A 26,948-nucleotide genomic window follows, 5' to 3' on the forward strand; every position below is an offset into this window, starting at 1 on the left:
ACGGATGTGGTAAAAAGAAACAGTTAGTTTTGGTTATAAACGTCTTAAAGCAAACAGGTATTCAATCACAATAGCCGATGGCATACATTATAAAAATGCAGCTCAACATCTATGTTAGCAATCGTGATCGAATACCTGTTTTACCGATGTAACTAATATGCTCTAAAAATGCCAGGTGGCAGCTAAAATAAAGGTGCCTGTACTTTTCACTGTTTCACCTGAATTTTTTGAAAAAATCGCGTCTTTCGCATTGTCGAGCCTGAACTCAGGAATAATGGTCAGGTTATCGATACGAATATTGCCCGATAAAGTGGTAGCCAGCACGCTGGTGCCTACGCCGCTTGCAACCGACAACCCGGATACGGCTTTTTTATCATCGAAATATTCTTCACGCAGCGTGATACCGAATACCTTGGTGGGATCAACATTCAGGTACACGGCAGATCCCCACCACGAGTCGCCACTGCTTTTACCATTGGGTTTAACCGCCTGCATGGTACCGTTATATCCTATGCTGAATTTGTCGCTTACGGTGCCCGATACCACCAGGTCGATCTGGTTAATGGTATTGCTGGCAATGTCTTTACCACCCTGGTAATTCAGGTAGGCCTTTACCTTTTCGGTTCCGGCGCTGATTTGTCCCAGTATCATTTTCTTACCAAAACTGGCCGAAACATAATCGGTGGGATTAGCAACACCCAACATAAAACCAAAACTGCCGGCAGTATATTCGGCCTTGATACCGGTATGAAAGAACGGACCGAACGAGAACATATAGGCCATACTGTAGTTGCGATTCAAATAAGCATCTACCAGTTCGTAGCCCACATGTGTTGCCCATTTACCCATGGTAAATTTCAGCTTGTCGGTAGCGGCTACTGATATATAGGCCTGTTTTATAGCGGTTAATCCTCCCTTGTCATTGTAAGAAAATTCATCTGCTCTTCGGCCAAAACCCAGGTCAACCACACCGGTTACCTTACCCATGGTATACTCGGCTTTTACTGAAGCCATACCCAACTCGAATGAATTTTGGGAGTTGGTAAAGCTGGTGTAGTTATTGGTTACTCCTGAATCTTTGGAATTGTGAAAATTATATCTATAATACGCATCTACAGAACCAGTGATGTTCAGGGCGCTTTTTTTAGTAGAATCCTGAGCGTTAACATAGGGAGTTACGGCCACGGTAATGATGGCCAATGCAGAAATTTTTCTTAACATTGCAGTTAGATTTTAAGTGTTAATATGAAAAGGGTACGGTTATTCGGATTGAACTTGTGTCAGAAGTTCAATTTTATGGGTGCTGTACCTTTTTCTTTTTTTATGCTTCTACCTGCTTTTCAACAAGTTTTCCATTCTCGCCGTTAACCAGTAAGGTTCCCTGCATATACTTTTCATTGTGCTGTGATTCATCCAAACCAAGCTCTTCTTCTTCAGAAGTTACACGCAAGGGCAGTACGAAGTTTATGAATTTAAAGATGGCAAAAGAAACTGCAAAGCTGTACACTACAACAATTGCCATCGCTTTAAACTGAGTGAAGAAGAATCCGGGGTTTCCGTAGAATAAACCCTGAGGACCATCTTTAATACCATGTGCCAGCTGGTTAGCGAATATACCGGTAAGTAACATACCGGTCATACCACCAATACCATGGCAGGGAAATACATCCAGTGTGTCGTCGAGTGTAGATTTTTGTTTGATCCCAACTGCGATATTAGAGATCAGCGCACCTACCAAACCAATAATAATACTTTGAGGAATGCCTACGAAACCTGCTGCGGGCGTAATGGCTACAAGTCCTACAACTGCACCAATACAGAAACCTAATACAGAAGGTTTTTTGCCTTTTACAACATCAAAGAACATCCAGGCCAAACCGGCAGCAGCAGCTGCTGTATTGGTAGTACCAAAAGCATTTACAGCCAATCCTGAAGCGCCAACAGCAGAACCTGCATTAAAACCAAACCAGCCGAACCACAGTAAACCGGTTCCGATCAATACATAAGGCACGTTGGCCGGTGGAATTTCTTTCTGATCAATATGGGCCTTTCTGCGCTTCAATACCAAAGCACCGGCAAGGGCGGCACAACCTGCAGTTATGTGAACCACAGTTCCACCTGCAAAATCCCAGGCGCCCATCTTGGCCAAAAATCCGTTCGGATGCCATGACCAGTGTGCTACCGGAGCATATACCAGCAAACTGAATAATACAATGAATAATATGTATGAAGTGAAGCGTATGCGCTCAGCAACAGCGCCCACTACAAGACCAGGAGTAATGATGGCGAACATCAGTTGAAACAGGGCAAACAAACCTAAAGGAATGGTTGGAGCCAGCGGCCAGGCGGCGCCGGATTTGACCCCCTTAAAAAACAGGTAAGTACCCGGGTTTCCGATAAAACCGCCAATTGAATCACCAAAACTTAAACTAAAACCAACAGTGATCCATAAAACGCCTACCACACCGGCAGCAACTACGCTTTTGATCATGGTAGAGATTACATTCTTACGATGCACCATACCGCCATAGAAAAAGGCCAGGCCGGGTGTCATTAAGAATACCAATGCAGTCGACACCAACACCCAGGCTATATCTGCGGTGCTATAAGGTGTGTCTTTAGGACCTGGGGGAAAATCTGCTTCCGGGGTTATAAACATCGCGGCCACTGCCACCCCGACCAGAATCAGGAACGGTAAAACCGATTTTAATGAGAGCTTCATTTTTTCCGTTGTTTTAGTTATAGATATTAGTAAAAATATATATCTAATGTTATCAACTCGAAAATATCGTTTTTTCAACAAAAAACCTGACATAAAACATACATTTTATTATTTATAATATGTATCTTATTTATCTTTTATACTTGTTGTAACTCATTGTAGCACCAGTAATTAAACAAATCGCCGTTTTGAAAACAAAAAAGCCATCCTTTTTGGACAGCTTTCAAAAATCGGGTGAGTTTTAAGCTATTTTACGAAAAGTGTGTTGTTATTTAATCGTTATCGATATTCGCCGTCTTTTTTCAAAAATTCACCTCTTTATTTTTCAGGGTCAAAATGCCTGAACCCCTTGTCCATGGTGCATCACAGAACAAAATTTTTATCATGTATGCATAAAAAAGCCTTCCCGCGGAATCACGGGAAGGCCTTGAAATCTTTATGCTTTATGCTAAATAGCTAAAACTATGTTTTTATCCTTACTTTCCAGGTACGACACGCCTTCATTTAAAAATTCATCAACTTTCCGTGCACATTCGCGTCCTTCGCTGATGGCCCATACCACCAAACTCTGACCGCGGCGCATATCACCGGCAACAAATACCTTATTAATGCTGGTTTTGTATTCTTTTTCAGTAGCCCGTACATTACCCCGGCTATCGAGGTCAACACCCAGCTCATTCAACAACCCTTCGTGCTGGGGATGCACAAAGCCCATGGCCAGCAGGGCGAGCTCGCAGGGTAATTCGCGTTCGGAACCGGCTTTTTCAACAAACTGCGCAGGCTTACCGTCTTCAACTTTCCACTCCAGATCAACCACCGTCAATGCCTTCAGGTTACCTTTTTTATCGCCGATGAATTCCTTGGTGGCAATAGCCCAGTGCCGGTTGGCACCTTCTTCATGCGAAGTAGAGGTTTTTAATATCATGGGATACGTAGGCCAGGGCATAAACTCGGTACGACCATCCGGCGGTTTGGGCAACAGCTCAAACTGGGTAACCGATTTGGCTTTATGCCGGTTGCTGGTTCCCACACAGTCGCTACCCGTATCGCCACCACCAATTACCACTACATTTTTGCCGGTAGCCAGTAAGTTTTCAGTGAAAATATTGCTTTCAACAGCGGCATTGGCCAGCGGATCGATGCCGGCATTGCGCTTGTTTTGCTGTTTCAAAAACTGCATGGCATAGTACACGCCCTTCAACTCACGGCCCGGAATTTTTAAATCACGGGGCACTGTTGAACCACCTGCCAGTACAATAGCATGGTATTCGCGCAGCAGGTCGTTGATGCGCACATTCACACCCACATTTGCATGACATTTGAAGGTTATGCCTTCTTCTTCCATCAGTTTAATCCTTCTGTCGATCACCCATTTTTCCAACTTGAAATCGGGTATACCGTATCGTAATAAACCACCGGGCGCATCATCCCGCTCAAACACAGTTACCGTATGACCGGCATAGTTCAACTGGGCTGCAGCGGCCAAACCGGCAGGGCCCGAACCTACAACGGCCACTTTTTTACCGGTGCGCACATTTGGTACGCGTGGTTTTACAAATCCTTTTTCGAAAGCTATTTCTATAATATGCTTTTCAATTTCTTCGATCGTTACAGCCGGTTGATTGATGCCCAGTACGCAGGCGCTTTCGCAGGGCGCAGGGCAAATACGGCCGGTAAACTCAGGAAAGTTGTTGGTAGAAGCCAGTATTTCATAAGCTTCCTGCCAGCTTTTTCGATATACCGCATCGTTAAACTCAGGTATTACATTACCCAGCGGGCATCCGCTATGGCAAAAAGGAATTCCGCAATCCATACAACGGGCCGATTGCTGGTTCAGCTTTTCATCGCTGTACCGCTCAACAAACTCATTGTAATTTTTTAACCTTTCCTCTACTGGTTTTTTACCAGGCAACTCCCTGGTAAATTCTAAAAAACCCGTTGGTTTACCCATTTTAGTTCTAAGTTGTAAGTTTTAAGTTCTAAGTTAATTTGGTTACCTACTCCAACATCTGAACAGATGAATATCGAATGTCGAATATTAAATGATGAAGTGAATGCAACTTCGATGTTCGACATTCATCATTCAATATTCAATATTTTATTTCTTTTTTGCGCTCTGTTTCACCTTCACCTTATCCTGCAGCGCCTTCTTATAATCTTTCGGGAATACTTTGACGAAATTCTTTAACTGGTTTTCAAAATCATCCAGTACAAAGCGGGCAACGGTACTACCGGTATAGGCATAGTGTCGGGTGATCATGTCGTTCAGTAACTGAATATCTTCGGCACCCAGCGGATCAAGGTCAACCATTTCTTTGTTACACAGCGATGCAAATTGTCCTTTTACATCATACACATAGGCAATACCACCGCTCATACCTGCTGCGAAGTTGCGGCCTGTAGCACCAAGAATTACCACTTTACCACCGGTCATGTATTCGCAACCGTGATCGCCAACACCTTCCACAACAACACGGGCGCCTGAGTTACGAACACCAAAACGCTCACCGGCTTTACCTCTGATGTAAGCTTCACCCGAAGTAGCGCCATAGAAAGCCACGTTACCGATGATGATATTTTCTTCGGGCACATAACTGGCCTGCTTGGGCGGATATACAATCAGCTTGGCACCGCTTAAGCCTTTTCCGAAATAGTCGTTGGCATCACCTTCCAGTTCAAGGGTAACCCCTTTGGTATTGAAGGCGCCAAAGCTTTGCCCTGCGGTACCGGTTAAGTTAAAGTGAATGGTATCATCGGGTAATCCGTCGCCTTTATATTTTTTCGAAATCTCGTTCGATAATATAGTACCGATCGTTCTGTCGGTATTTTTAACCGGGAACGAAGCGGCTATGCGTTCCTGTTTTTCGATCGCCGGTTTGGCAGCTTCGAGCAGCTTCCAGTCGAGCACATCGGCAATACCATGATCCTGTTCTTCCATTTTGTACAAACCGGTATAAGCGCCGGCCTGTTCTTTATATAAAATGGGACTCAGATCGAGCTTGCTGTATTTCCAGTGGGTGATGCCTTCGCGTACTTCGAGGCAATCGACCTGGCCTACCATTTCGTTGATGGTGCGGAAGCCCAGCTCGGCCATGATCTCGCGCAATTCCTGAACAATGAAACGGAAGAAGTTCACAACGTGATCGGCATTACCTGTAAAACGTTTGCGCAATTCAGGGTCCTGGGTTGCAACGCCAACCGGACAAGTATTTAAATGACATTTACGCATCATGATACAGCCTTCTACAACAAGTGCTGTAGTTGCCAGGCCCCATTCTTCGGCTCCGAGCAAAGTGGCGATAGCTATATCACGGCCGGTTTTCATCTGGCCATCGGCCTGAACGGTTACGCGGCTGCGCAATTTATTTTTTACCAGTGTTTGATGGGTTTCGGCCAAACCTAACTCCCATGGCAAACCGGCATGTTTAATTGAACTGATGGGCGATGCACCGGTACCGCCATCGTGACCCGAAATCAGTATCACATCGGCTTTGGCTTTGGCCACACCGGCAGCAATAGTACCTACCCCTGCTTTCGACACCAACTTAACGTTGATGCGGGCTTTGCGGTTACTGTTCTTCAGATCGAAGATCAGCTGTGCAAGGTCTTCGATTGAATAAATATCGTGGTGCGGCGGCGGAGAGATCAATCCAACACCGGGTGTAGAGTGACGTGTTTTACCAATCCACTCATCAACTTTATGGCCCGGTAACTGACCACCTTCGCCCGGCTTAGCGCCCTGTGCCATTTTAATTTGCAGTTCATCGGCTTCGGTAAGATAATAGCTGGTTACACCAAAGCGCGCACTGGCCACCTGTTTAATGGCGCTGCGCATACTGTCGCCATTCGGCAACGGCGTGTAACGAACTTCATCCTCACCACCTTCACCGGTATTGCTTTTAGCACCAATGCGGTTCATGGCAATAGCCAGTGTGGTATGGGCTTCCCACGAAATAGAACCAAAGCTCATGGCGCCGGTAGCAAAGCGTTTTAAAATGCTTTCGGCCGATTCTACTTCATCAATTGAAATGGGCGGCCTGTTTACTTTAAACTGGAACAGGCTGCGCAAAGTAGCTGCTTTTTCACTTTGGTCATTTACCAGTTTTGAATATTTTTTAAATGTATTGTAATCGTTCATCCGTGTTGCGTATTGCAACAGGTGTATGCTTTGCGGATTGAACAGGTGAAACTCGCCTTTGCGTTTCCACTGGTAAACACCGCCTACGGTTAAACGCTCAACCGGAATATCTTTACGGCTGAAGGCGAACCAATGCTTGGCAAGCGCTTCTTTGGCCAGTTCATCCAAACCAATTCCTTCAATACGGCTAACAGCGCCGGTGAAGTATTTATCTACCACATCTTTATTTAAACCAAGTATTTCAAGGATCTGAGCGCCCTGGTACGATTGCAGGGTTGAGATACCCATTTTTGAGAATACTTTCAGTAAGCCATCGCAGGTAGCCTTGATATAATTTTTACGTAACTGGTCCCAGGTTAAATCTGTTTGCAGCACGTTGTTCACTTTCATGTTGCGGATGGTAGCCAGTGCCAGGTATGGGTTGATGGCAGTAGCGCCGAATGCCAGCAAACAGGCAAAGTGATGTACTTCCCAAACATCGCCGGCTTCTACCACAATACCTACTTTACCACGCAATCCCTTGCGAATAAGGTGGTGATGTACAGCGGCGGTAGCCAGTAAGGTTGGAATAGCTGCGTGATCAGAATCTACAGCGCGGTCGCACAGGATCAATACTTCAAAACCATCGTACACCGCGTCTTCGGCATAGCGGCAAAGCCTGTCGAGCCCGGCTTTCAGCGATCCGGGTTTGCCATCGGCCCTGAAATAGGTTTGCAGCGTTTTTGCCTGGAAGATACCGGTATCGATACTACGCAGTTTTTCGAGTTCGGTACTGGTTAATATGGGATGCTTTAAAGCAACTGTATGACAATGTTTGGGATCTTCGAGCAACAGGTTATCGTTATTACCAACAAAAGCGGCCAAACTCATTACCATTCTTTCGCGAATGGGATCGATGGGCGGGTTGGTTACCTGTGCAAATAATTGTTTGAAATAAGAAGTGATGTGTTGCGGCTGATCGCTCAGTACGGCCAGCGGCACATCGGTACCCATTGAACCTATAGGTTCTTTACCATCTATGGCCATGGGCGTAATGATGGTTTCGATGTCTTCGGTAGTATACCCGAAAGCTTTCTGGTATTTTATTATCGAAGAATCAGACAAGTGGGTGAATGTAACGCGGGGTTCATCCAGCTCTTCGAGCCTGATCTTATATTGATTTAACCAATCGCCGTAAGGTTTGCGTGAGCAGATATCGTTTTTCAGTTCATCATCGCTGATGATGCGGCCCTGTTCCATATCAACCACAAACATTTTACCGGGTTGCAGGCGGCCTTTTTCGATGATGATCGAAGGATCAACCGGCAATGCGCCTGTTTCAGAAGCCATGATCACCCGGTCGTCGTTGGTTACGCAATAACGCGAAGGACGCAAACCGTTTCTGTCGAGCGTGGCGCCGATAATTTTTCCATCGGTAAATGAAATAGAAGCCGGGCCATCCCAGGGCTCCATGATAGAGGCATGGTATTCATAAAAGGCTTTCTTCACCGGATCCATGTGTTCGTTGCCATCCCATGCTTCGGGAATAAGCATCATCATCACATGCGGTAATGAACGGCCTGTTAAAGCCAGCAGTTCGATCATGTTATCGAGGCAGGCCGAGTCGCTCTGTCCTTCGGTAACGATCGGCAACAGTATTTCCATTTCTTCTTTGGTGAAATAGGGCGAGGTAAACCCGTGTTCGCTGGTCTTTAACCAGTTCAGGTTACCCTGCAGCGTATTGATTTCACCGTTATGAGCAATGAAACGGAAAGGTTGCGCCAGTTTCCAGCTGGGGAATGTATTGGTGGCAAAACGCGAGTGAACCAAACCAAAGGCCGATACCGTTCTTTTATTGCTCAGGTCGTTAAAGTAATTACGAACCTGGCCGCTGGTTAACTGACCTTTATATACAACGGTTTTGTAAGAAAGCGAGGCAATGTAAAAGCCGATCGCATCTTTTTTCACCGTGTTGTTTATGGTGTGGCTGGCATAGTTGCGCAGTACAAATAATTTACGTTCAAAATCATCGGGATTGTTGATGTGATCGGGGCAGGCGATGAATACCTGTTCCATTTCGGGTTCAACACTCAGCGCCGAAGGACCGATGCCATCGGGATTTACAGGAACCTTTCGGTAAACCAGTACTTCAAGACCCATTTTTTCGGCAGCGCGATTGAAGATATCGCGACACTCTTCGCGTAAACGGATTTCGCGCGGGAAGAAAATAACTCCTACCCCATAACGTCCGAAAGCCGGTAAATGAACACCCAGCTTAATGCACTCGTCGAAGAAAAATTCATGGGGCGTTTGAATCATAATACCGGCGCCATCGCCCGTATTATTTTCGCAGCCACAGGCTCCGCGGTGTTCCATATTTTCCAATACGGTTAAAGCATCGCTGATCGTCTGATGACTTTTATGCCCTTTAATGTTTGCTACGAATCCAATGCCGCAGGCATCATGCTCAAAGGAAGGATGGTATAGACCAAGATTACTTGCCATGGAAATGCAATAGTTTTTTGAAAATATTCAATAAATAGTCAATTTCTCTGTATAATTTCTAAATACATAGCAAGCAACCGAATGAAATTACGAAAAAAACTCCGTATTTACCGGTGTTTTATGCAATTTTTTCCACAAAAATGGTCGACTGTGCTGCCATTTTAAAGTGTCGGTATACCTGATTATGTAATGTTTGAAAAATGATATGTGCAACCTAATTGTAAGTGCCATTTCCCCAATAGGCTTTTCACTGGATTGGTTGCTTACAAAGTTAAGACAAACAGCGATTAAAATTGTTGTACGCATCACACTTATACAGCAGGTCACTTATTCAACAGGTACAAAAATATGACCGCTTTACAAGTGTATGTTTCACAATTCATGCTATAAATCTAAATTATTTATTACTACTAATTGCAGTGATTACGATAGGTATATGTATTACGAATTAGAAAAATACAAGTAATTGGATTTCATAAGCAAAATCACTTATATACATTTACCGGCTAATACTTAACACTGATTGAAATGTCATTGTTTGATTAATTCAACATTCAGGTAAAACCCAAACCCGCAAAACCCGTTCGTTATGAAAACCTGCTCTTTATTAAAAAGGGTCAGCAGTGCATTCGTGTGCCTGTTTCTTTCTTTACCCTGCCTGTTAACAGCCCAGCCTGATTATTCTTTCAAATCGGCTGTGCTTCAATCGGGCACCGCCTTACAAACCGGCGCGGTTTATCGCTTCAGTAATGTAAAAACCGGTGTTGATGCGCTGGTAACAATTACGTTTATTACAACAGGCTGCACCTTATCGCAATTCGACAACGACGGTGGCGCCGGATACCTTGATGCTTTTCAACCCGAATTACTGGCGCCTGCACATACCAATGGCTATGCCGAGTTTCATATAGCTTTTGTAACTGCCGGTACCAGCACGGCCATGGTGCAAAGCGAAATACCAGCCTCGGCCATTGACATTGATGGCAACAATGCGTTATGGGGCGGACCGCTGAATGAATACGATGGCATTTCCCTGGGCGCATCGAGTTATGTTGATTACAATATGCTTGGCGGACAGCTTGGTATTACCTATTCGGCCGGCTGGGTGCAGGCGCTCAATACCGGTGGTTCAGAATATGGCGGCATCAGCCTCACTGCCACTTCGGTCATGATCACAACTGTAAATGCAAACACGTCTTCCTTTAATTATCGTACGGGTGTAAATAACCAATCGAATATTTCAACCCTTTACCGGCAAAAAAGTTTGTACTTCAAAAAGTTTACCTACGCCAACTCTGTTCTTTCGTTACCGGCAGTTGCATCATCCAATATTATACAACCTGACCAAACCGGTGGTGCACCTGAATTATTTCCATCAATCATTCATTCAAACGCTACTCTTTGCATCACCGCCTCAACAAACAGCCCCGTAATGCTTCGTTTGTTTAATAGCGATGGAAGGGAAGTCATGTACAAATGGTGGACAGCGAATAAAGGGAAGAACAGATATGATTTTACAATAAATAAATCGCTGCCTGCAGGTATGTACATAGCCATGATTTATAACAATGGAAAGGTAAATAGCGAACAAATTTTCATACAACCATAAGCGGGTAATTTGAGTGTGTATATACTGCGGCCCACTGGCTGAAGAGCCGGATGGGCCGCTTTTATGGTCATTTTGGGGACACGTGTTATATTTTAACAATTTTTAACAAAACCCCGTTTTATGTGACTTTGGTGTGGAGTCCTTCACAGATAAACATGCATCCTATTCTTTATGTATTGCTTACCCTGTTGCTGTTTATTTGCATACACTTGTAAAATGGTTATCATAAATAACTAACGATCATCAGTGAGTTAAGTTACAAGCTGTATTTCGTGTGCTTTGAACAGTTATAATGTTGATAACTTTTACGTCCACCATTTGTCTGCTGTGCTGTAACGCCGTAACTTTGCAGCGCAAAATCCAATATAACGCCCGAAGCCCATTGTCCAAACTACTCTGCCATTATTCTAACCATTGTTTATTACTGCCATAGTAATCTTTTTTTCAGAATTTTTTTATAACCATAAATCAATAATTTATGAATGAAGATGCTATGTCTGATTTTGTTCAGTTAACCAAAGAAGAGCTATTGGAGCTGACCAGGGAAGTAAAAGAAACTATTGCACTCCCTGAAGCGAACCAACAAAAAGCACATAAGAATTTTACGGCTGCCCAGCTTTGGTATCGCCGCCGTTACATGCGTTCGGCATCTAAGTGGATCCGCAAGTAAATCAATATCAGTCTTGTTTTTAGTTTTGATCAGTTAACAGTATCCGTGAAAAGACCATTTCGTAAGCTATCAGGCGATTCATCGCTTTTATGTGAAGGTGTTTTATAACTTAACAATATCCGTGTAAAGCCGTCCCTAATTGTTTCAGGCGAATTCGTTCGCTATTCATGTAAAGTGGGTTTATTGAAAGTATCCAATATCTATGCAATGACCGTTGGCAAAGTGGGTTTTCGTATATGCACTATTTAACCTTAATTAGAATCTAATCCAATATCTGTGCAAAGCCGATTCCGTTAACTATGAAAGCGATTCTTCGCTTTCACTTTAAATGATTATGATGATTATATATATCCGTCTGTGTTAACTATGATGTAATACAGTATCCGTGAAAAAATCATTTCGTAGCTAAAGGTGCGATTTCGTTCGCCGTTATCGCAGTATCCTTAAAAAGATCACCCGTCAGATATCATGACTGAAGTCCCGCTTGGCGGGACTTTTTTTATGCCCGAAATCTGATGTCGGAAGTCGGAAGAACCTTCGGTTCAGTTCGGTTTAAGTGTATTTAAATATACGACTCTTCTATATTTTTGGTATAAAACAGAAAACCCCGCAAAAGCGGGGCTACTGATTTGGAACCTTTGATCACCCTTTTAGTATGTTTATAGTATAATATCGTTTTTAGTGTGTTGGTGCGGGTTATTTTCGCAACTCATATTCTGATAGTATATAAACGAACCGCGTGCCAAACCTGAAGCCTGTTAATAATCAAACTGTTGCGTACATACGTGTAAATGGTACGATGTCCTGTTAAAGGAACAAATTCCCAATAAGGTAACCGGGGTGTGGGGTCGATAAGTAGTTTTATGTAGTGGCTGGTGTTTGCTCTTTGGTTTTGGTATCGGCTGCAACTTCGGCTTCGACTACGCTCAGCCGAAGTATGAGCATCCTTCGACTTCGCTCAGGACTTTCGCGCGGGACTTCGCTCAGAATGCTCAACATAAAAAAGTCTCCCGACGGCCGGGAGACTACCACATAGAAACAGATAACATGTATGTTTATACCAAATATCCGAATTCGTATTTCGACTTCGCTCACGCTTCGACTACGCTCAGCATTGTCGAAGTCATCCTTCGACTTCGCTCAGGATTTTTATACCAAATATCCGAACAACGTATCATTCTTATTCAACGCTGTATAGTCGATATTATATCGTTGCATATTTTGTAAAAGAATATCGTAATCCTGTTTGTTTTTTAACTCAACGCCAACCAAAGCAGGGGCTGTTTCCTTGTTGTGCTTTTGCATGTACTCGAACCGGGTGATGTCGTCGTTGGGTCCCAGTACATGGTTAACAAACTCTTTTAAAGCGCCGGGCCTTTGTGCAAAGCGAATCAGGAAATAATGTTTCAGTCCTTCATACTGCAAACTGCGCTCTTTAATTTCCTGCATGCGGTCGATGTCGTTATTGCTGCCGCTAATGATGCAAACAACTGTTTTGTTTTTTATAACATCAGCGTAGTCGTCGAGGGCGGCAATTGATAAGGCGCCGGCCGGTTCTACAACAATGGCATCTTCGTTGTATAACTTTAAAATGGTTGAGCATGCTTTTCCTTCGGGCACAAGGTGCATTTCGTCGAGCACTTCTTTACAAATGGAAAACGTAATATCCCCTACTCTCTTCACAGCAGCTCCATCAACAAAACGGTCAATAGTGTTCAGCGTTACCGGCTGACCTGCCTTTAATGCTTCGAGCATCGAGGGAGCGCCTTCGGGTTCGAGCCCGATGATCTTTGTTTTGGGTGAATAGGTTTTTAAATATGATCCAACACCCGCACTCAATCCGCCGCCGCCTACCGGCACAAACAGGTAGTCGATGTCTGATAACTCTTCAAGGATCTCCAGTCCAACAGTTCCCTGTCCTTCAATGATGCGGTAATCATCGAACGGAGGAATAAAGGTCATGCCGTTTTCTTCGGTGAATTGTTTGGCGGCCACCGCACAATCATCGTAGGTATCGCCCACCAGTTGTATTTCAATATTATCCTCGCCAAACATTTTGGTTTGATTCACCTTTTGTTTGGGTGTGATAATCGGCATGAACACCACGCCTTTTACGTTGAGTTTTTTGCACGAGAAAGCAAAACCCTGGGCATGATTACCGGCACTTGCACATACCACGCCGCGTTGTAACTGATCGGCAGGTAAACTGCTCATCATATTATACGCACCGCGCAATTTGTACGAACGTACAACCTGCAGGTCTTCCCGTTTCAGATACACCTGGCACTGGTATTTGCGCGACAGGTTGTGGTTATACATCAGCGGTGTTTTATGCACCACTTTTTTCAACCGCAATGCTGCCTTGTGAAATTCCAGTTCCATCCGGTCTTCACCGACCCTTCGACTACGCTCAGGGTCCTGATTCCACTCTATCCTTCGACTACGCTCAGGATTATCTGTTGATGTGCCCATGTAGATATTGAGTTAAAAAAAATAGCCACCGCTGTTTTAGTTATCAGAAAACGCAAAACGCTGCAAAACGCTGAACGCGAAACGCTCAACGCTGAAGACATAACGCTAAACGCTTAATACATACGGTGGCTAATACATTTTATGCTGAACGCAGAACGCACAACGCAGCAATACATCGATTACAATGGCATTCAGCGTTGGGCGTTCGGCGTTGGGCATTAAGCTTCTACGTGCTGGTTTTCGGGACGCAGGCTGCGTACCACTTTACCGGCCTGCCACATTTCGCTTTCGCGCAGTTCTTTTAGTTCTGCATCGAGTTTTTCGCGATAGTCGGCCTGGCTGTTGCTGTCGATAGAACGTTGCGATTCCTTACCGGTAGCAACGCTTTCATATAATTCGGTGAATACAGGTAAAGTTGCATCGCGGAATTTTTTCCACCAGTCTAATGCACCGCGTTGTGCAGTAGTAGAGCAGTTGGCATACATCCAGTCCATACCATTTTCAGCTACCAGTGGCATCAGCGACTGGGTCAGCTCTTCTACAGTTTCATTGAATGCTTCTGAAGGCGTATGTCCTTTACTGCGTAATACCTGGTACTGGGCAGCAAAAATTCCCTGAATAGCGCCCATCAAAGTACCTCTTTCGCCTGTTAAATCGCTGTATACTTCTTTTTTGAAGTCGGTTTCGAACAGGTAACCGCTACCTACGGCAATACCTAAGGCAACTACTCTTTCTTTTGCTTTACCGGTAGCATCCTGGAAAATAGCATAGCTACTGTTCAGGCCGCGACCCTGTAAAAACATTCTGCGTAAAGAAGTACCTGAACCTTTGGGGGCAACCAGAAATACATCCACATCTTTGGGAGGTATAATACCGGTTTGCTCGTTGAAGGTAATACCAAAACCGTGAGAGAAATATAATGCCTTACCGGGTGTGAGGTGTTTTTTAACGGTAGGCCATAATGCGATCTGAGCAGCATCACTTAACAGGTAGCAAATAATGGTACCGCGTTGTAATGCTTCTTCTATTTCGAACAATGTTTCGCCGGGTACAAATCCATCCCGCACCGCTTTATCCCAGGTTTTTGAATTTTTACGTTGACCAACAATTACGTTGATGCCGTTGTCTTTCTGATTCAGCGCCTGGCCAGGTCCCTGAACGCCGTAGCCGATCACTGCAACGGTTTCATTTTTCAATACCTGTTGCGCTTTGGCAAGTGGAAACTCTTCGCGAGTTACTACATTTTCTTCCACACCGCCGAAATTTAATTTTGCCATTGTTGTTTACTGTTAGATTTATTAAAGAAAAATATTGAATATCGAATATTAAATGTAGAATGTAGAAATAAAGAACTTCATTATTTACATAGTAAACACTTCATCACCTTTACCCAGGTACTCGTTTTCTATAACTTCTTCACCGGGTTCGGTTTTTTCAAATTCTTTCAGCTTGTCGTGAAAACCGCTGCTGGCTTTGATGATAGCCACGCGGGCGCTGCGTACAAACTCAATCAGTCCGTATGGTTCCAGCACTTCAACCAGTTTATCGGTTTCTTCGCGCTGCCCTGTTGTTTCAAATACAGTGTAATCTTTTCTGATCACTACCGCGCGGGCGCCGTATTCGCGTAACAGGCGTTCTACTTTTACTTTTTCAGCAATTTCATCGGTAGATACTTTGTACAAAGCCAGCTCCTGCCAAACAATTTCTTCGTTGGTATTGTAGTAGGCTTTTAATACTTCTACCTGTTTTTCGATCTGGCGCACCAGCTTTTTCACTACCTCTTCCAGTTCATTGATCACAATGGTGAAGCGGTGAATACCTTCAACTTCCGAAGGAGAAGTATTCAAACTTTCAATATTGATCTTACGGCGCGAAAATATAATCGCAATACGATTGAGTAAACCAATCTGGTTTTCTGTATATACCGTAACCGTGAATTCCTGTTTCATGATATAACCCAAAGGGCATTAAATGAATAACTACAATTACTATTTTTAATTTTCTTTGATGGCCACTACCCGTAACCTTTTATAATCGGCATACCATTTATAATTCCTGTATTGTGTGTGCCGTAAAATGTCCTGTATTTCTTCCAATATAGCATCTGTTTTTGCTTTATCGATCCCTTCCAGATAGGCGCCGCCAAACATCAGTATCCAGTCTTTGATCCCCTGCTGCGCATCTTTTAATTCGGTATCGCGATTGTAATGCGTAGCGTAGGTAACCCTGAATCCCTGCTTTTCGAGCAAACCGGTATACTCACTCAATGATGGATAATACCATATTTCCCGGGCTGCATTTTTTTTATATCCGTGGTTTCGTAAAGCCGTTTTTAACGCATTCACAATCCTTTCCACATTTCCTTTACCGCCCATTTCAAGCACCAGCCTTCCACCGGGTTTCAACGTGTTGTACATGCAACGAATAGCCTTTTCCTTATCGGTTACCCAGTGCAGCACGGCATTGGAAAATATGGCATCGAACGGCTCCTTAAACCTGAAGTCGGTTACAGAGGCCACCTGAAACATCAGGTGTGGATAATCGTTTTTCGCTTTCGCAATCATATCAACCGACTTATCCATTCCTGTTACCACAGCGCCTGATGATGCTATCAGATTTGTAAGGTATCCGGTACCACAACCTACGTCCAGTATCCGTTCTCCTTCCTGCGGCGTAAGTAATTGCACCAGGTGTTCTCCGTACTTAAAAACAAAATCATGTTTGTTGTCGTACAGGGAAGCGTTCCAGGTCATCTCATTGGTGGCGGCCATTGGTTGTTTACTTTTATTATTTCAATCTTATTTCAGCAACACTGCAACCCTGGGGAACCATCGGGAATACGTTGTTCTCTTTACCTACCATTACTTCGAGCAGGTAAGCGCCTTTTGTATTGAGCATTTCGGTCAATGCATTTTTCAGATCGGCTCTTTTCGACACGCTTTGCCCGGGGATTCTGTAACCTTTGGCTACCTGTACAAAATCAGGACTGGCGATATCAACAAACGAATAGCGTTTGTCGTGGAAGAGCTGCTGCCACTGGCGCACCATGCCCAGGAACTGGTTGTTTAAGATCAGGATCTTAACATCAATTTCGCATTGCATAATGGTTCCCAGCTCCTGAATGGTCATCTGAAAACCACCATCACCAATAATCGCTACTACAGTTCTATCGGGCGCTCCTACTTTAGCACCCATTGCAGCTGGTAAGCCAAAGCCCATGGTTCCCAAACCACCCGAAGTGATATTGCTTTTCGATTGTGTGAATTTTGCATAGCGGCAGGCTACCATCTGGTGCTGCCCTACATCGGTTACAATAATCGCATCGCCACCGGTTAATTCGTTGAGGGTTTTAATTACTTCACCCATGGTCATTTGGTCGGCGGTGGGGTTCAGTTCGGGGATGATGCAGGTTTCTTCTTCCTGTTTCATATACTCTTTGAACTTCTGCAACCACTGTGGATAAACTTTTTGTTCAATCAGTTCGGTCAACATGGGCAGGGTTTCTTTACAATCGCCCCAAACCGGAACTGTTGTTTTTACGTTCTTATCAATTTCTGCGGGATCTATATCAAGGTGAATTACTTTGGCCTGTTTGGCATATTTATCGAGGCGGCCTGTAACGCGGTCGTCGAAACGCATACCCACGGCAATCAACACATCGCATTCATTGGTCAATACGTTGGGGCCGTAGTTACCATGCATGCCCAGCATACCTACATTCAGGGGATGGTCTGTAGACAGGGCGCTTAAACCCATGATGGTCCAGGCAGTTGGAATGCCGGCTTTTTCGATAAATTTTTTAAATTCATTTTCGGCTTTACCAAGAATTACACCTTGTCCGAATATTACAAAAGGTTTTTCTGCTTCATTGATCAGTTTGGCAGCTTCGGCAATATATTCCTTACGCACAATAGGAGCAGGCCGGTAGCTGCGCACATGATCGCATTTGGTATATCCTTCGTAATCGAATTTTTGTAACTGGGCATTTTTGGTAATATCAATCAACACGGGACCGGGTCTTCCGCTGCGGGCAATGTAAAATGCCTTTGCCAGCACGGCGGGAATTTCGGTGGCATCGGTAACCTGGTAGTTCCATTTGGTAACCGGCGTAGTAATATTGATCACATCAGTTTCCTGAAAAGCATCTGTTCCCAGCAAATGAGCAAACACCTGACCGGTGATGCACACCAGCGGCGTACTATCGATCTGGGCATCGGCCAAACCTGTTACCAGATTGGTTGCACCGGGGCCACTGGTTGCAAATACCACACCCACATCACCGGATGCCCGCGCATATCCCTGGGCGGCATGTGTAGCGCCCTGTTCATGACGCACCAGAATATGGTGCAGTTTATCCTGATAATCATACAACGCATCATAGATAGGCATAATGGCACCACCCGGATACCCAAAAATGGTATCGACACCCTCTGCCAGAAATGCTTCCAACACAGCGACCGAGCCGCTGATATTTGTTACTGCTGGCTTCTTGTCTGTCTTTGCTTTGGCAGGTGCCTTTTCGATTGTACTCATAAACTTATTTTAATGATTCAATAGAGTCGATTTTAAACATTGCTGATTTCGGGATTTTGAGATTTTGTGATTTAAATCCCAAAATCAATAAATCTCAAAATCAGAAATTATACTTCATCCGTTACACATCCTTCCGAAGCGTCTTTTACCTGCTTCGCATATTTATATAAAACACCTTTTGTTACTTTTAATGCAGGCTGTTTCCATGCCGCCTTACGTTTGGCCAGTTCGGCTTCGCTTATTTTGAGCGTAATGGAATTTTTAACAGCATCCAGTTCAATGATGTCGTTATCCTGTACCAGTCCGATAGTACCACCGTCAAATGCTTCAGGCGTTATATGCCCTACCACAAAACCATGGGTGCCACCGCTGAAACGGCCATCGGTGATCAGGGCTACACTTTTTCCCAAACCGGCACCAATAAGCGCCGAAGTGGGTTTCAGCATTTCGGGCATACCGGGAGCTCCTTTGGGACCCACATTCCTTATCACCACCACATCGCCGGGTTGCACTCTTTTGTTCTGAATACCGGCAATCAGTTCAAATTCGCCATCGAACACGCGGGCTGGTCCTTCAAAGCGTTCGCCTTCTTTACCGGTGATCTTTGCCACACTACCCTTTTCGGCAAGGTTACCATACAATATCTGCAGGTGACCGGTGGCCTTGATGGGCTGTTCGAGCGGATATATAATTTTTTGTGTTTCGAAATTCAGGTCAGGAACACCGGCCAGGTTTTCGGCGAGTGTTTTTCCAGTCACTGTAAGACAATCGCCATGCAGCAATCCTTTTTGTAACAGGTATTTCATTACCGATGGCAAACCGCCATGATCATGAAGGTCCTGCATCAGGTATTTGCCACTGGGTTTAAAGTCGGCCAGCATGGGCACCTTGTTGCTTATTTTCTGGAAGTCGTCCTGCGTTAATGGTACATCCACACTTTTTGCAATGGCGATCATGTGCAATACAGCATTGGTGCTTCCGCCCAGTACCATAATTACGGTGAGCGCATTTTCAAAAGCCTTGCGGGTCATGATATCGCGGGGTTTGATATCTTTTTCCATCAGATAACGGATGGCCCTACCCGCTTCCAGACACTCCTGTTTCTTTTGTTCGCTTAATGCGGGGTTCGATGAAGAAAAAGGTAAACTCATACCCAGTGCCTCAATGGCCGATGCCATGGTGTTGGCTGTATACATACCGCCGCAGGCGCCGGCGCCGGGGCAGGAGTTTTGCACAATGCCTTTGAAATCGGCATCGCTTAACTGACCGGCAATTTTTTGCCCCAGTGCTTCAAAGGCCGAAACAATGTTCAGGTCCTGCCCTTTATAATGTCCAGGTGCAATGGTACCGCCGTACACCATAATAGCCGGACGGTTTAAACGTCCCATGGCCATTACCGAGCCGGGCATATTTTTATCGCAGCCAGGTATAGCAATCAGTGAATCGTAATATTGAGCGCCGCAAACTGTTTCGATAGAATCGGCAATGATATCGCGGCTAACCAGCGAAAAGCGCATCCCTTCTGTTCCGTTGCTTATGCCATCGCTTACACCAATGGTATTAAAAATCAATCCTACCAGCTGGTTATCCCAAACGCCTTCTTTAACAATTTTGGCCAGGTCGTTCAGGTGCATATTACACGTGTTGCCATCGTAGCCCATGCTAACAATGCCTACCTGCGCTTTCTTTAAATCTTCATCGGTTAAGCCAATGCCGTATAACATTGCCTGGGCCGCAGGTTGTGTTATATCCTGCGTGATCGTCTTTGAATATTTGTTCAGTTCTGCCATTTCAGTTTTTTATGTAGTCAGCTTTTAGTTCTTTAGTTTCCCGCCAATAATCTCTCGCAAAGGCGCCAAGGCGCTGATTTGTTCGCGTATTTAAAACCTCAGATACAAAATCACTCCACTTATTTCAACGCCTCAGGACCGCAAAAAAGTCGCTTTGCGCCTTTGCGCGAAATAGTCTTTTTCCCTATGCAACAGCCTCCTTTGTAACCGGTGTTTCTGTTACCCTGTTCTTATACGCCAGTTGAATAATCTTTCCCAATGAATCGTTCCAGTTCTTCGGAAACAGGGCTTCATCTAACGACTGCCAGCCGATCACTTCGGCAGCGGTGCCGCAAAAGAATGCGGAATCGGCCTGTTTTAATTCATCGGTTGTGAATAAGCGTTCTTCAACGGGTATATTCAGTTCTTTACATATTTCTATTACCGTGGCACGTGTTATGCCGGGTAAAATATTTCCTGTTGGCGGTGTAAACAGTTTGCCGTTCTTTTCAAAAAACACATTCGCACCGGGACCTTCAGCCACATATCCGTTCATATCGGTTAACAACGCTTCGTCGAATCCTTTTGCTTTTGCTTCCTGGCTGGCCAGTATAGAGTTTACATAATGTCCGCTGGCTTTTGCTTCAATCCTGAACCCTTTGGGATTGGGGCGCTGGAATGAAGAGGTCATTACCCGCAGTAATTTTTCGCCGAGGAACAAACCCATTTCCCATGCTGCGATCAGTATATATGATTCGTTATTGGGGTTGAAACTCATGTTGGCCGGCGCGTACACTACCGGGCGTATATATGCGTTTTGGAGGTTGTTGCGGCTCAATACTTCATAGGTGGCATCAATCAGTTCATTGGTTAGCCAGTGATAAGGCATATTTAATGCATCGGCAGAATTTTTTAAGCGGTCGTAATGTTCGGCTGCTTTAAAAATTTTAGTGCTGCCATCTGCTGTTTTATACGACCTGATGCCTTCAAATACCGCATAGCCATAATGTAAACTCTGACTGTAATAGTCGGTAGTTGCCTCTGATGCTTTTACATAAGCACCGTTGAGATAAATGATCGTATCGTTGTTATAATATGCCATATGGTTATAGTTGATAAGGTTCTTATAAGTTGTAAGTTCTAAGTTTCAGGTTTCAAGGCGCAGGCCCCTTTCGGTTATTCGACCTTGCGGCACTTCGGCCCTTCGACTACGCTAAGGCCGGCTGTTCAGGATCGTTCGCGGCCACTTCAATTCTTCGACTTCGCTCAGGATCCAATGAGCCCAGGCAATTCTTCGACTTCGCTCAGAATCTCTATCTCGCCCCTTCGACTACGCTCAGGGCAATCACTCAGGGGCCTAAAACAAAAAACCCGCCTCGTTGGAGGCGGGTCTTGTATGCTTAGTTTTTTTCGTATACTTATACACCACCTCCGTGCGTTGCAGGAATAATCACCACCACCACAATAATTATTATTGCAGTTACGACAGAGATGATGTTATTTAATCTGCTTCTTTGCATAAGAGGACTCGTGTTGTCACAAATATACACCCGCCGGTTAATAAAAAGAGCTATTGTAACCAATTTTTTTTGAAACCGAGCCATCGTGAAGTCTGAAGTCTGAGGTCTGAAGTCTGATTGAACCCAATAATGAATCCTTCAATACTAATTCAACCTCACCCAATCTCTGACTTCCGACTTCCGTCTTCAGACATCTGACTTCGGACTTCAGTCTTCTGACATCCGACTTCCGTCATCAGATAATCGTCGACTTCCTCAATTCGATATTCGCTTTATTCACTCCACCCGGTATGCGATTGGCCACATAATCACTTACCAGCTCACCAATGGTAGAGGTGAAATAAAAATTAACAGTATCAATATCTTTTGTAACAAAGCCATTTACCAGCGTCCACTCTACACCCAGGCGTACAGCCTCGGCTTCCTTCTTCAAACCAAAATGATCGAGCAACATGGCTGCTGATAAAATGCTTCCCAATGGGTTGGCAATGTCTTTACCAGCTGCCTGCGGGTATGAACCGTGTATCGGCTCAAACAAAGCAGCGCCCGTACCAACCGAGGCAGAGGGCAGTAACCCCAACGAACCGCTGATCACACTGGCTTCATCGCTGATGATATCGCCAAACATATTCTCGGTAAGAATTACATCGAACTGTTTGGGGTTCAGAATGATTTGCATGGCGGCATTGTCGACAAACAAAAAATCAACCTTTACATCGGCATACTCTGCGGCAATGTCCTGTACCACCTTGCGCCACAGGCGCGATGTTTCGAGCACATTGGCCTTATCTACCAGCGTTAACTTTTTGCGCCGTTGCTGTGCATACTGAAATGCCAGTCGTGCCACGCGTTCAATTTCAGGGCGCGTATATACGCAATCGTCAGAGGCCCGTGTTCCGTCTTCACTTAATTCTTTCTTTCCAAAATAAATTCCGCCTGTCAGTTCGCGGAAAATTATAAAATCAACGCCTTCTAATTGCTGCGCTTTCAAAGGCGACAAATGTTGCAACGATGGGTATGTTGTTACCGGTCGTATATTGGCAAACAATTGCAGCGACTTCCGCAATTTCAGCAGGCCCTGCTCGGGGCGTACTTTGGCCAAAGGATCGTTATCGTATTTAGGATGGCCGATGGCGCCAAACAATATAGCATCACTTTGCAGGCAGGCATCAATCGTTTCGTCGGGCAGCGGATTGCCGGTTTTATCTATGGCATCTGCACCCATTAAGCAATAGCGGTAATTAAATTCATGACCGAATTGCTCGGCAATGGCATTCAAAACCTTAACGGCCTGCCGGGTTACTTCGGGGCCTATGCCATCACCTTCAATAATAACAATGTTCTTTTCCATATATAGTGTTTTCAGGGCGGGGGCCTCCCCCCGACCCTCCCGACTCGTGGGGAGGGGGATTAAGGGCGCGCGGCTTCAAAAGCTTCTATGTCGCCACGCAGGCTGAGCAGGTAATCAATATCATCATACCCATTCAGCAAACAGGTCTTTTTATAATTACTTATTTCAAAGGTTTCCTCAGCGGCCTCTCCCCGGCCCCCTCCGGTGGAGGGGGAGTTTGGCGACACTCCGCTTAATATTTTAATAGTCTGTTTTTCGAGATTCACTTCCAACTCAGTATTTGCATCTTCTTTTACTGCTGCAAAAATCTTTTGCAGAAAATTTTCACTTACCTGAACCGGCAGTAAAAAGTTATTGAGCGAATTATTTTTAAAAATATCAGCAAAAAAGCTGCTCACAACCACATCAAAGCCATAGTCTTTTATGGCCCAGGCAGCATGTTCACGGCTTGAACCACAACCAAAGTTTTTCGCTGCTACCAGTATCTTTCCTTTATAAACGGGATTGTTCAGCGGAAAATCAGTTTTCGGTTGTTGCTCATCGTCATTATTATAACGCCAGTCGCGAAACAGGTTCTTACCAAATCCATCCCTGCTGGTGGCTTTTAAAAACCGCGCAGGAATGATCTGGTCAGTATCGATGTTTTCGATATTAACCGGAACCACGGTGCTGGTCACTATGTTTATCTTCTTGCTCATTTACGTCAATGGTGAATGGTCAATGGTCAATCGTGAAACGGCAATACGCTCAGTTTTCTGTTAACTTATCAACTTGTCAACCTGTTAACTCGTGAACATATTCCTACGTCTTACTTCATCCTTCCTACTTCATCCCACTCCCTACCTGCTTATTTAAATCAGCTCCCTTACATCCACAACTCTTCCCGTAATAGCAGCTGCTGCTGCAGTTAGCGGGCTGGCGAGGAATGTGCGGGCATTGGGCCCCTGCCTTCCTTCAAAATTGCGGTTGCTGGTGCTGATGCAATATTTACCAGCCGGTATTTTATCTTCATTCATTCCCAAACAGGCCGAGCAGCCGGGCTGGCGTAGCTGAAAGCCTGCTTCTTCAAATATTTTATCAATGCCTTCCTGACGCGCCTGCTTTTCAACCTGCCTGCTGCCGGGCACAACCCATACTTCAACATCGCTGGCTTTATGCTTTCCTTTTACAAAAGATGCAACCATGCGCAGGTCTTCGATACGGCTGTTGGTACAACTGCCGATGAATACATAATCAACCTTTTTGTCTTTTATGGTGGCGCCGGGTTGCAAACCCATATAGTTAAGCGACTTCAAAAATGAAGGGCGCTCTGATTCGGTGATCTCATTTTCGGCAGGAATATGACCGGTAATACCCACGCCCATTCCGGGGTTGGTGCCATAGGTGATCATGGGCTCAATATCGGCCGCGTTGATATTAATTTCTTTATCAAATACCGCATCGGCATCTGAATACAGGGTTTTCCAGTATTCAAGTTTGCGGTCCCACTGGTTGTTGTCCCGTGTGTTCGCGGGAGCAAACAAACGGCCCTTGATGTATTCAAACGTGATATCGTCAGGAGCGATCATGCCTCCCCGAGCGCCCATTTCAATACTCATATTGCAAATGGTCATGCGGGCTTCCATCGATAAGCTGCGAATGGCCGAGCCGGCATATTCAACAAAATAACCGGTAGCTCCGCTGGCGCTGATCAATGAAATGATGTATAAAATGATGTCTTTTGAAACTACTCCTTTGTTCAGCGTGCCTTCTACGTTTATACGCATCAGTTTGGGCCTGGTTTGCATCAGGCATTGCGTAGCCATTACCATCTCAACTTCGCTGGTACCAATGCCAAAGGCAATGGACCCAAAAGCGCCATGCGTGCTGGTATGACTGTCGCCGCAAACAATGGTCATGCCCGGCTGGGTAATGCCCAGTTCGGGACCAATTACATGCACAATACCCTGAAATGGATGACCAAGGCCGTATAACTCAATATCGTGTCTGGCGCAGTTTTCGATCAGTTGCTGCACCTGGTTACGCGATAATTCGTCTTTTATTGGTAAATGCTGATTAAGTGTGGGAACGTTATGGTCGGCAGTAGCTACTACCAGTTGCGGACGGAAAACCTTAAGACCTCTTTTTTCAAGTCCCTGAAATGCCTGCGGACTCGTTACTTCGTGAATGAAATGTTTGTCGATGTATATTACTGAAGGCCCACCGTCGATTTGTTGTACGATGTGCTTATTCCAGATCTTTTCAAATAAAGTTTTACCTCCAACGCCCGAAGGGCGTTGACCCTTATCGCTCTTATCACTTTTATTTGATGACTCTTTCATTCTTTTCCTTTTTCATTTTCATGCTCCCCCTTCTGGCGAAGGGGTGGGTTTGAGAAAAAGCGTGGTGCAGACGCACCACGCGTAACAAAAACTACATGATTATGAGAAAATACTGCTCACTAAACTGTGGCGGCCTGATACTGATTGGCTAACATCTTCAGATCTTCATCTTCAACTTCCTTCTTTCTGTCAGCCACTTTCAAAAACTGTTCGTACAACACGTCGATGTCGTTGCGGTTAAATTGAAAACCGAGTTTCTGAAAGCGATGGGCCAATGCGCTGCGGCCGCTGCGCGCTGTTAAAACAATTTTACTTCCATCTGCCCCAACCTGTTCGGGGTTGATGATTTCGTAGGTCAATGCATCTTTCAAAAATCCATCCTGGTGAATACCAGATGAATGTGAAAAGGCATTGGCGCCTACAATAGCTTTGTTCGGTTGCACCGGCATCCGCATGGTATCGGATACAAGGCGACTTAATGGGTTTAGTTGACGGGTTTTAATATCTGTATAAAAGCCGAGGGAGTGATGTTGTTCTATGATCATTACCACTTCTTCGAGCGAGGTATTACCCGCTCTTTCGCCCAATCCGTTGATCGTACATTCTATCTGTCGCGCACCATTCATCGTTCCTGCAATAGAATTGGCAGTAGCCAAACCAAGGTCGTTATGACAATGGCAGCTGATCACCGCTTTGTCGATATTGGGAACATTATTGGTAAGGTAAGCTATTTTTTCGCCATACTGATGCGGCAGGCAATAACCTGTTGTATCGGGAATGTTTACCGTAGTAGCGCCTGCAGCAATCACAGCTTCTACTACTTTTGCCAGGTAATCATTGTCGGTACGGCCGGCATCTTCGGCATAAAACTCCACATCATCGGTAAAATTGCGCGCCCATTTTACACACTGAATAGCCCGTTGTAAAATCTCTTCGCGGGTGCTGTTGAATTTCGATTTAATGTGGTAGTCGGAAGTACCGATCCCGGTATGAATACGTGGGCGTTTGGCCGTTTTTAAAGCCTCGCCGGCCACTTCAATATCTTTCTGTACAGCCCGGCTCAAACCGCATATCACAGCATTTTTTATTACTGCGCCTATTTCGCTAACACTTTTAAAATCACCAGGTGATGAAATGGGAAAACCTGCTTCAATGATGTCAACGCCAAGCTCCTCAAGAGCCAAAGCAATTTCTATCTTTTCCCTCGTGTTTAATTTACATCCGGGCACTTGCTCGCCATCTCTTAACGTTGTGTCGAAAATATAGACTTTGTCTTTTGACATAGGTATCAGTTCGGTAAAGTAGGATTTTATAAAAAAAATAGCAGGCTGTTTGATTTTGTTGTTGCTTGCTATAAAA

The 26,948-nt window shown here is 44.8% G+C and carries 18 protein-coding genes; 2 read left to right on the forward strand and 16 right to left on the reverse strand.

Annotation, left to right across the window (positions count from 1 at the left end; all coding sequences use genetic code 11):
* Positions 1-162 precede the first annotated feature (162 nt).
* The 4 genes from AC59IL_RS15185 to gltB all read right to left on the reverse strand — a co-directional run bounded on the left by AC59IL_RS15185 (position 163) and on the right by gltB (position 9,344).
* Positions 163-1,221: an outer membrane beta-barrel protein gene (locus tag AC59IL_RS15185; RefSeq protein WP_496553002.1), complete on the reverse strand. Its 1,059-nt coding sequence runs from the start codon at positions 1,219-1,221 to the stop codon at positions 163-165.
* A 100-nt stretch (positions 1,222-1,321) separates the two neighbouring features.
* A complete protein-coding gene (locus tag AC59IL_RS15190; protein WP_496553003.1) occupies positions 1,322-2,722 on the reverse strand; it encodes an ammonium transporter in 1,401 nt (466 codons plus the stop codon).
* 448 nt (positions 2,723-3,170) lie between these two features.
* Positions 3,171-4,673, reverse strand: a complete 1,503-nt coding sequence (locus AC59IL_RS15195) for a glutamate synthase subunit beta (protein ID WP_496553004.1) — start codon at positions 4,671-4,673, stop codon at positions 3,171-3,173.
* A 147-nt stretch (positions 4,674-4,820) separates the two neighbouring features.
* Positions 4,821-9,344 carry a glutamate synthase large subunit gene (gltB, locus tag AC59IL_RS15200; protein WP_496553005.1) on the reverse strand — a complete coding sequence of 1,508 codons (4,524 nt, stop codon included), beginning with the start codon at positions 9,342-9,344 and terminating at the stop codon, positions 4,821-4,823.
* 589 nt (positions 9,345-9,933) lie between these two features.
* Between gltB and AC59IL_RS15205 the strand changes: the two genes are divergently transcribed.
* Positions 9,934-10,953: a T9SS type A sorting domain-containing protein gene (locus AC59IL_RS15205; protein ID WP_496553006.1), complete on the forward strand. Its 1,020-nt coding sequence runs from the start codon at positions 9,934-9,936 to the stop codon at positions 10,951-10,953.
* Between the two features lie 478 nt (positions 10,954-11,431).
* Complete coding sequence (locus AC59IL_RS15210; RefSeq protein WP_496553007.1) at positions 11,432-11,623, forward strand: hypothetical protein; 192 nt, start codon at positions 11,432-11,434, stop codon at positions 11,621-11,623.
* A gap of 861 nt (positions 11,624-12,484) precedes the next feature.
* Here the strand turns inward: AC59IL_RS15210 and AC59IL_RS15215 are convergent.
* The 12 genes from AC59IL_RS15215 to AC59IL_RS15270 form a co-directional block, all read right to left on the reverse strand.
* A complete protein-coding gene (locus AC59IL_RS15215) occupies positions 12,485-12,622 on the reverse strand; it encodes a hypothetical protein (protein WP_496553008.1) in 138 nt (45 codons plus the stop codon).
* Between the two features lie 150 nt (positions 12,623-12,772).
* Positions 12,773-14,095: a threonine ammonia-lyase gene (gene ilvA, locus AC59IL_RS15220; RefSeq protein WP_496553009.1), complete on the reverse strand. Its 1,323-nt coding sequence runs from the start codon at positions 14,093-14,095 to the stop codon at positions 12,773-12,775.
* Between the two features lie 218 nt (positions 14,096-14,313).
* Positions 14,314-15,372 (reverse strand): ketol-acid reductoisomerase, encoded by a 1,059-nt coding sequence (ilvC, locus tag AC59IL_RS15225; RefSeq protein WP_496553010.1) that lies wholly within the window; start codon positions 15,370-15,372, stop codon positions 14,314-14,316.
* An 84-nt stretch (positions 15,373-15,456) separates the two neighbouring features.
* Positions 15,457-16,044: an acetolactate synthase small subunit gene (gene ilvN, locus AC59IL_RS15230; protein WP_496553011.1), complete on the reverse strand. Its 588-nt coding sequence runs from the start codon at positions 16,042-16,044 to the stop codon at positions 15,457-15,459.
* A gap of 45 nt (positions 16,045-16,089) precedes the next feature.
* Positions 16,090-16,866 (reverse strand): class I SAM-dependent methyltransferase, encoded by a 777-nt coding sequence (locus AC59IL_RS15235; protein ID WP_496553012.1) that lies wholly within the window; start codon positions 16,864-16,866, stop codon positions 16,090-16,092.
* A gap of 16 nt (positions 16,867-16,882) precedes the next feature.
* The gene (gene ilvB / locus AC59IL_RS15240; protein WP_496553013.1) at positions 16,883-18,628 is read right to left on the reverse strand and encodes a biosynthetic-type acetolactate synthase large subunit; all 1,746 of its coding nucleotides are present in this window, start codon (positions 18,626-18,628) and stop codon (positions 16,883-16,885) included.
* A gap of 107 nt (positions 18,629-18,735) precedes the next feature.
* Positions 18,736-20,418, reverse strand: coding sequence for a dihydroxy-acid dehydratase (gene ilvD / locus AC59IL_RS15245; RefSeq protein WP_496553014.1), 1,683 nt, complete (start codon positions 20,416-20,418; stop codon positions 18,736-18,738).
* A gap of 184 nt (positions 20,419-20,602) precedes the next feature.
* Positions 20,603-21,499, reverse strand: coding sequence for a branched-chain amino acid transaminase (locus tag AC59IL_RS15250; protein WP_496553015.1), 897 nt, complete (start codon positions 21,497-21,499; stop codon positions 20,603-20,605).
* 653 nt (positions 21,500-22,152) lie between these two features.
* A complete protein-coding gene (leuB, locus tag AC59IL_RS15255) occupies positions 22,153-23,268 on the reverse strand; it encodes a 3-isopropylmalate dehydrogenase (protein ID WP_496553016.1) in 1,116 nt (371 codons plus the stop codon).
* A gap of 59 nt (positions 23,269-23,327) precedes the next feature.
* Positions 23,328-23,966, reverse strand: coding sequence for a 3-isopropylmalate dehydratase small subunit (leuD, locus tag AC59IL_RS15260; RefSeq protein WP_496553017.1), 639 nt, complete (start codon positions 23,964-23,966; stop codon positions 23,328-23,330).
* A gap of 153 nt (positions 23,967-24,119) precedes the next feature.
* On the reverse strand, positions 24,120-25,589 hold the full coding sequence (leuC, locus tag AC59IL_RS15265) for a 3-isopropylmalate dehydratase large subunit (protein WP_496553018.1): 1,470 nt from the start codon (positions 25,587-25,589) through the stop codon (positions 24,120-24,122).
* A 119-nt stretch (positions 25,590-25,708) separates the two neighbouring features.
* A complete protein-coding gene (locus AC59IL_RS15270; protein WP_496553019.1) occupies positions 25,709-26,872 on the reverse strand; it encodes a 2-isopropylmalate synthase in 1,164 nt (387 codons plus the stop codon).
* Positions 26,873-26,948 lie beyond the last annotated feature (76 nt).

It is taken from the genome of Niastella sp. sgz303648 (assembly GCF_059587045.1).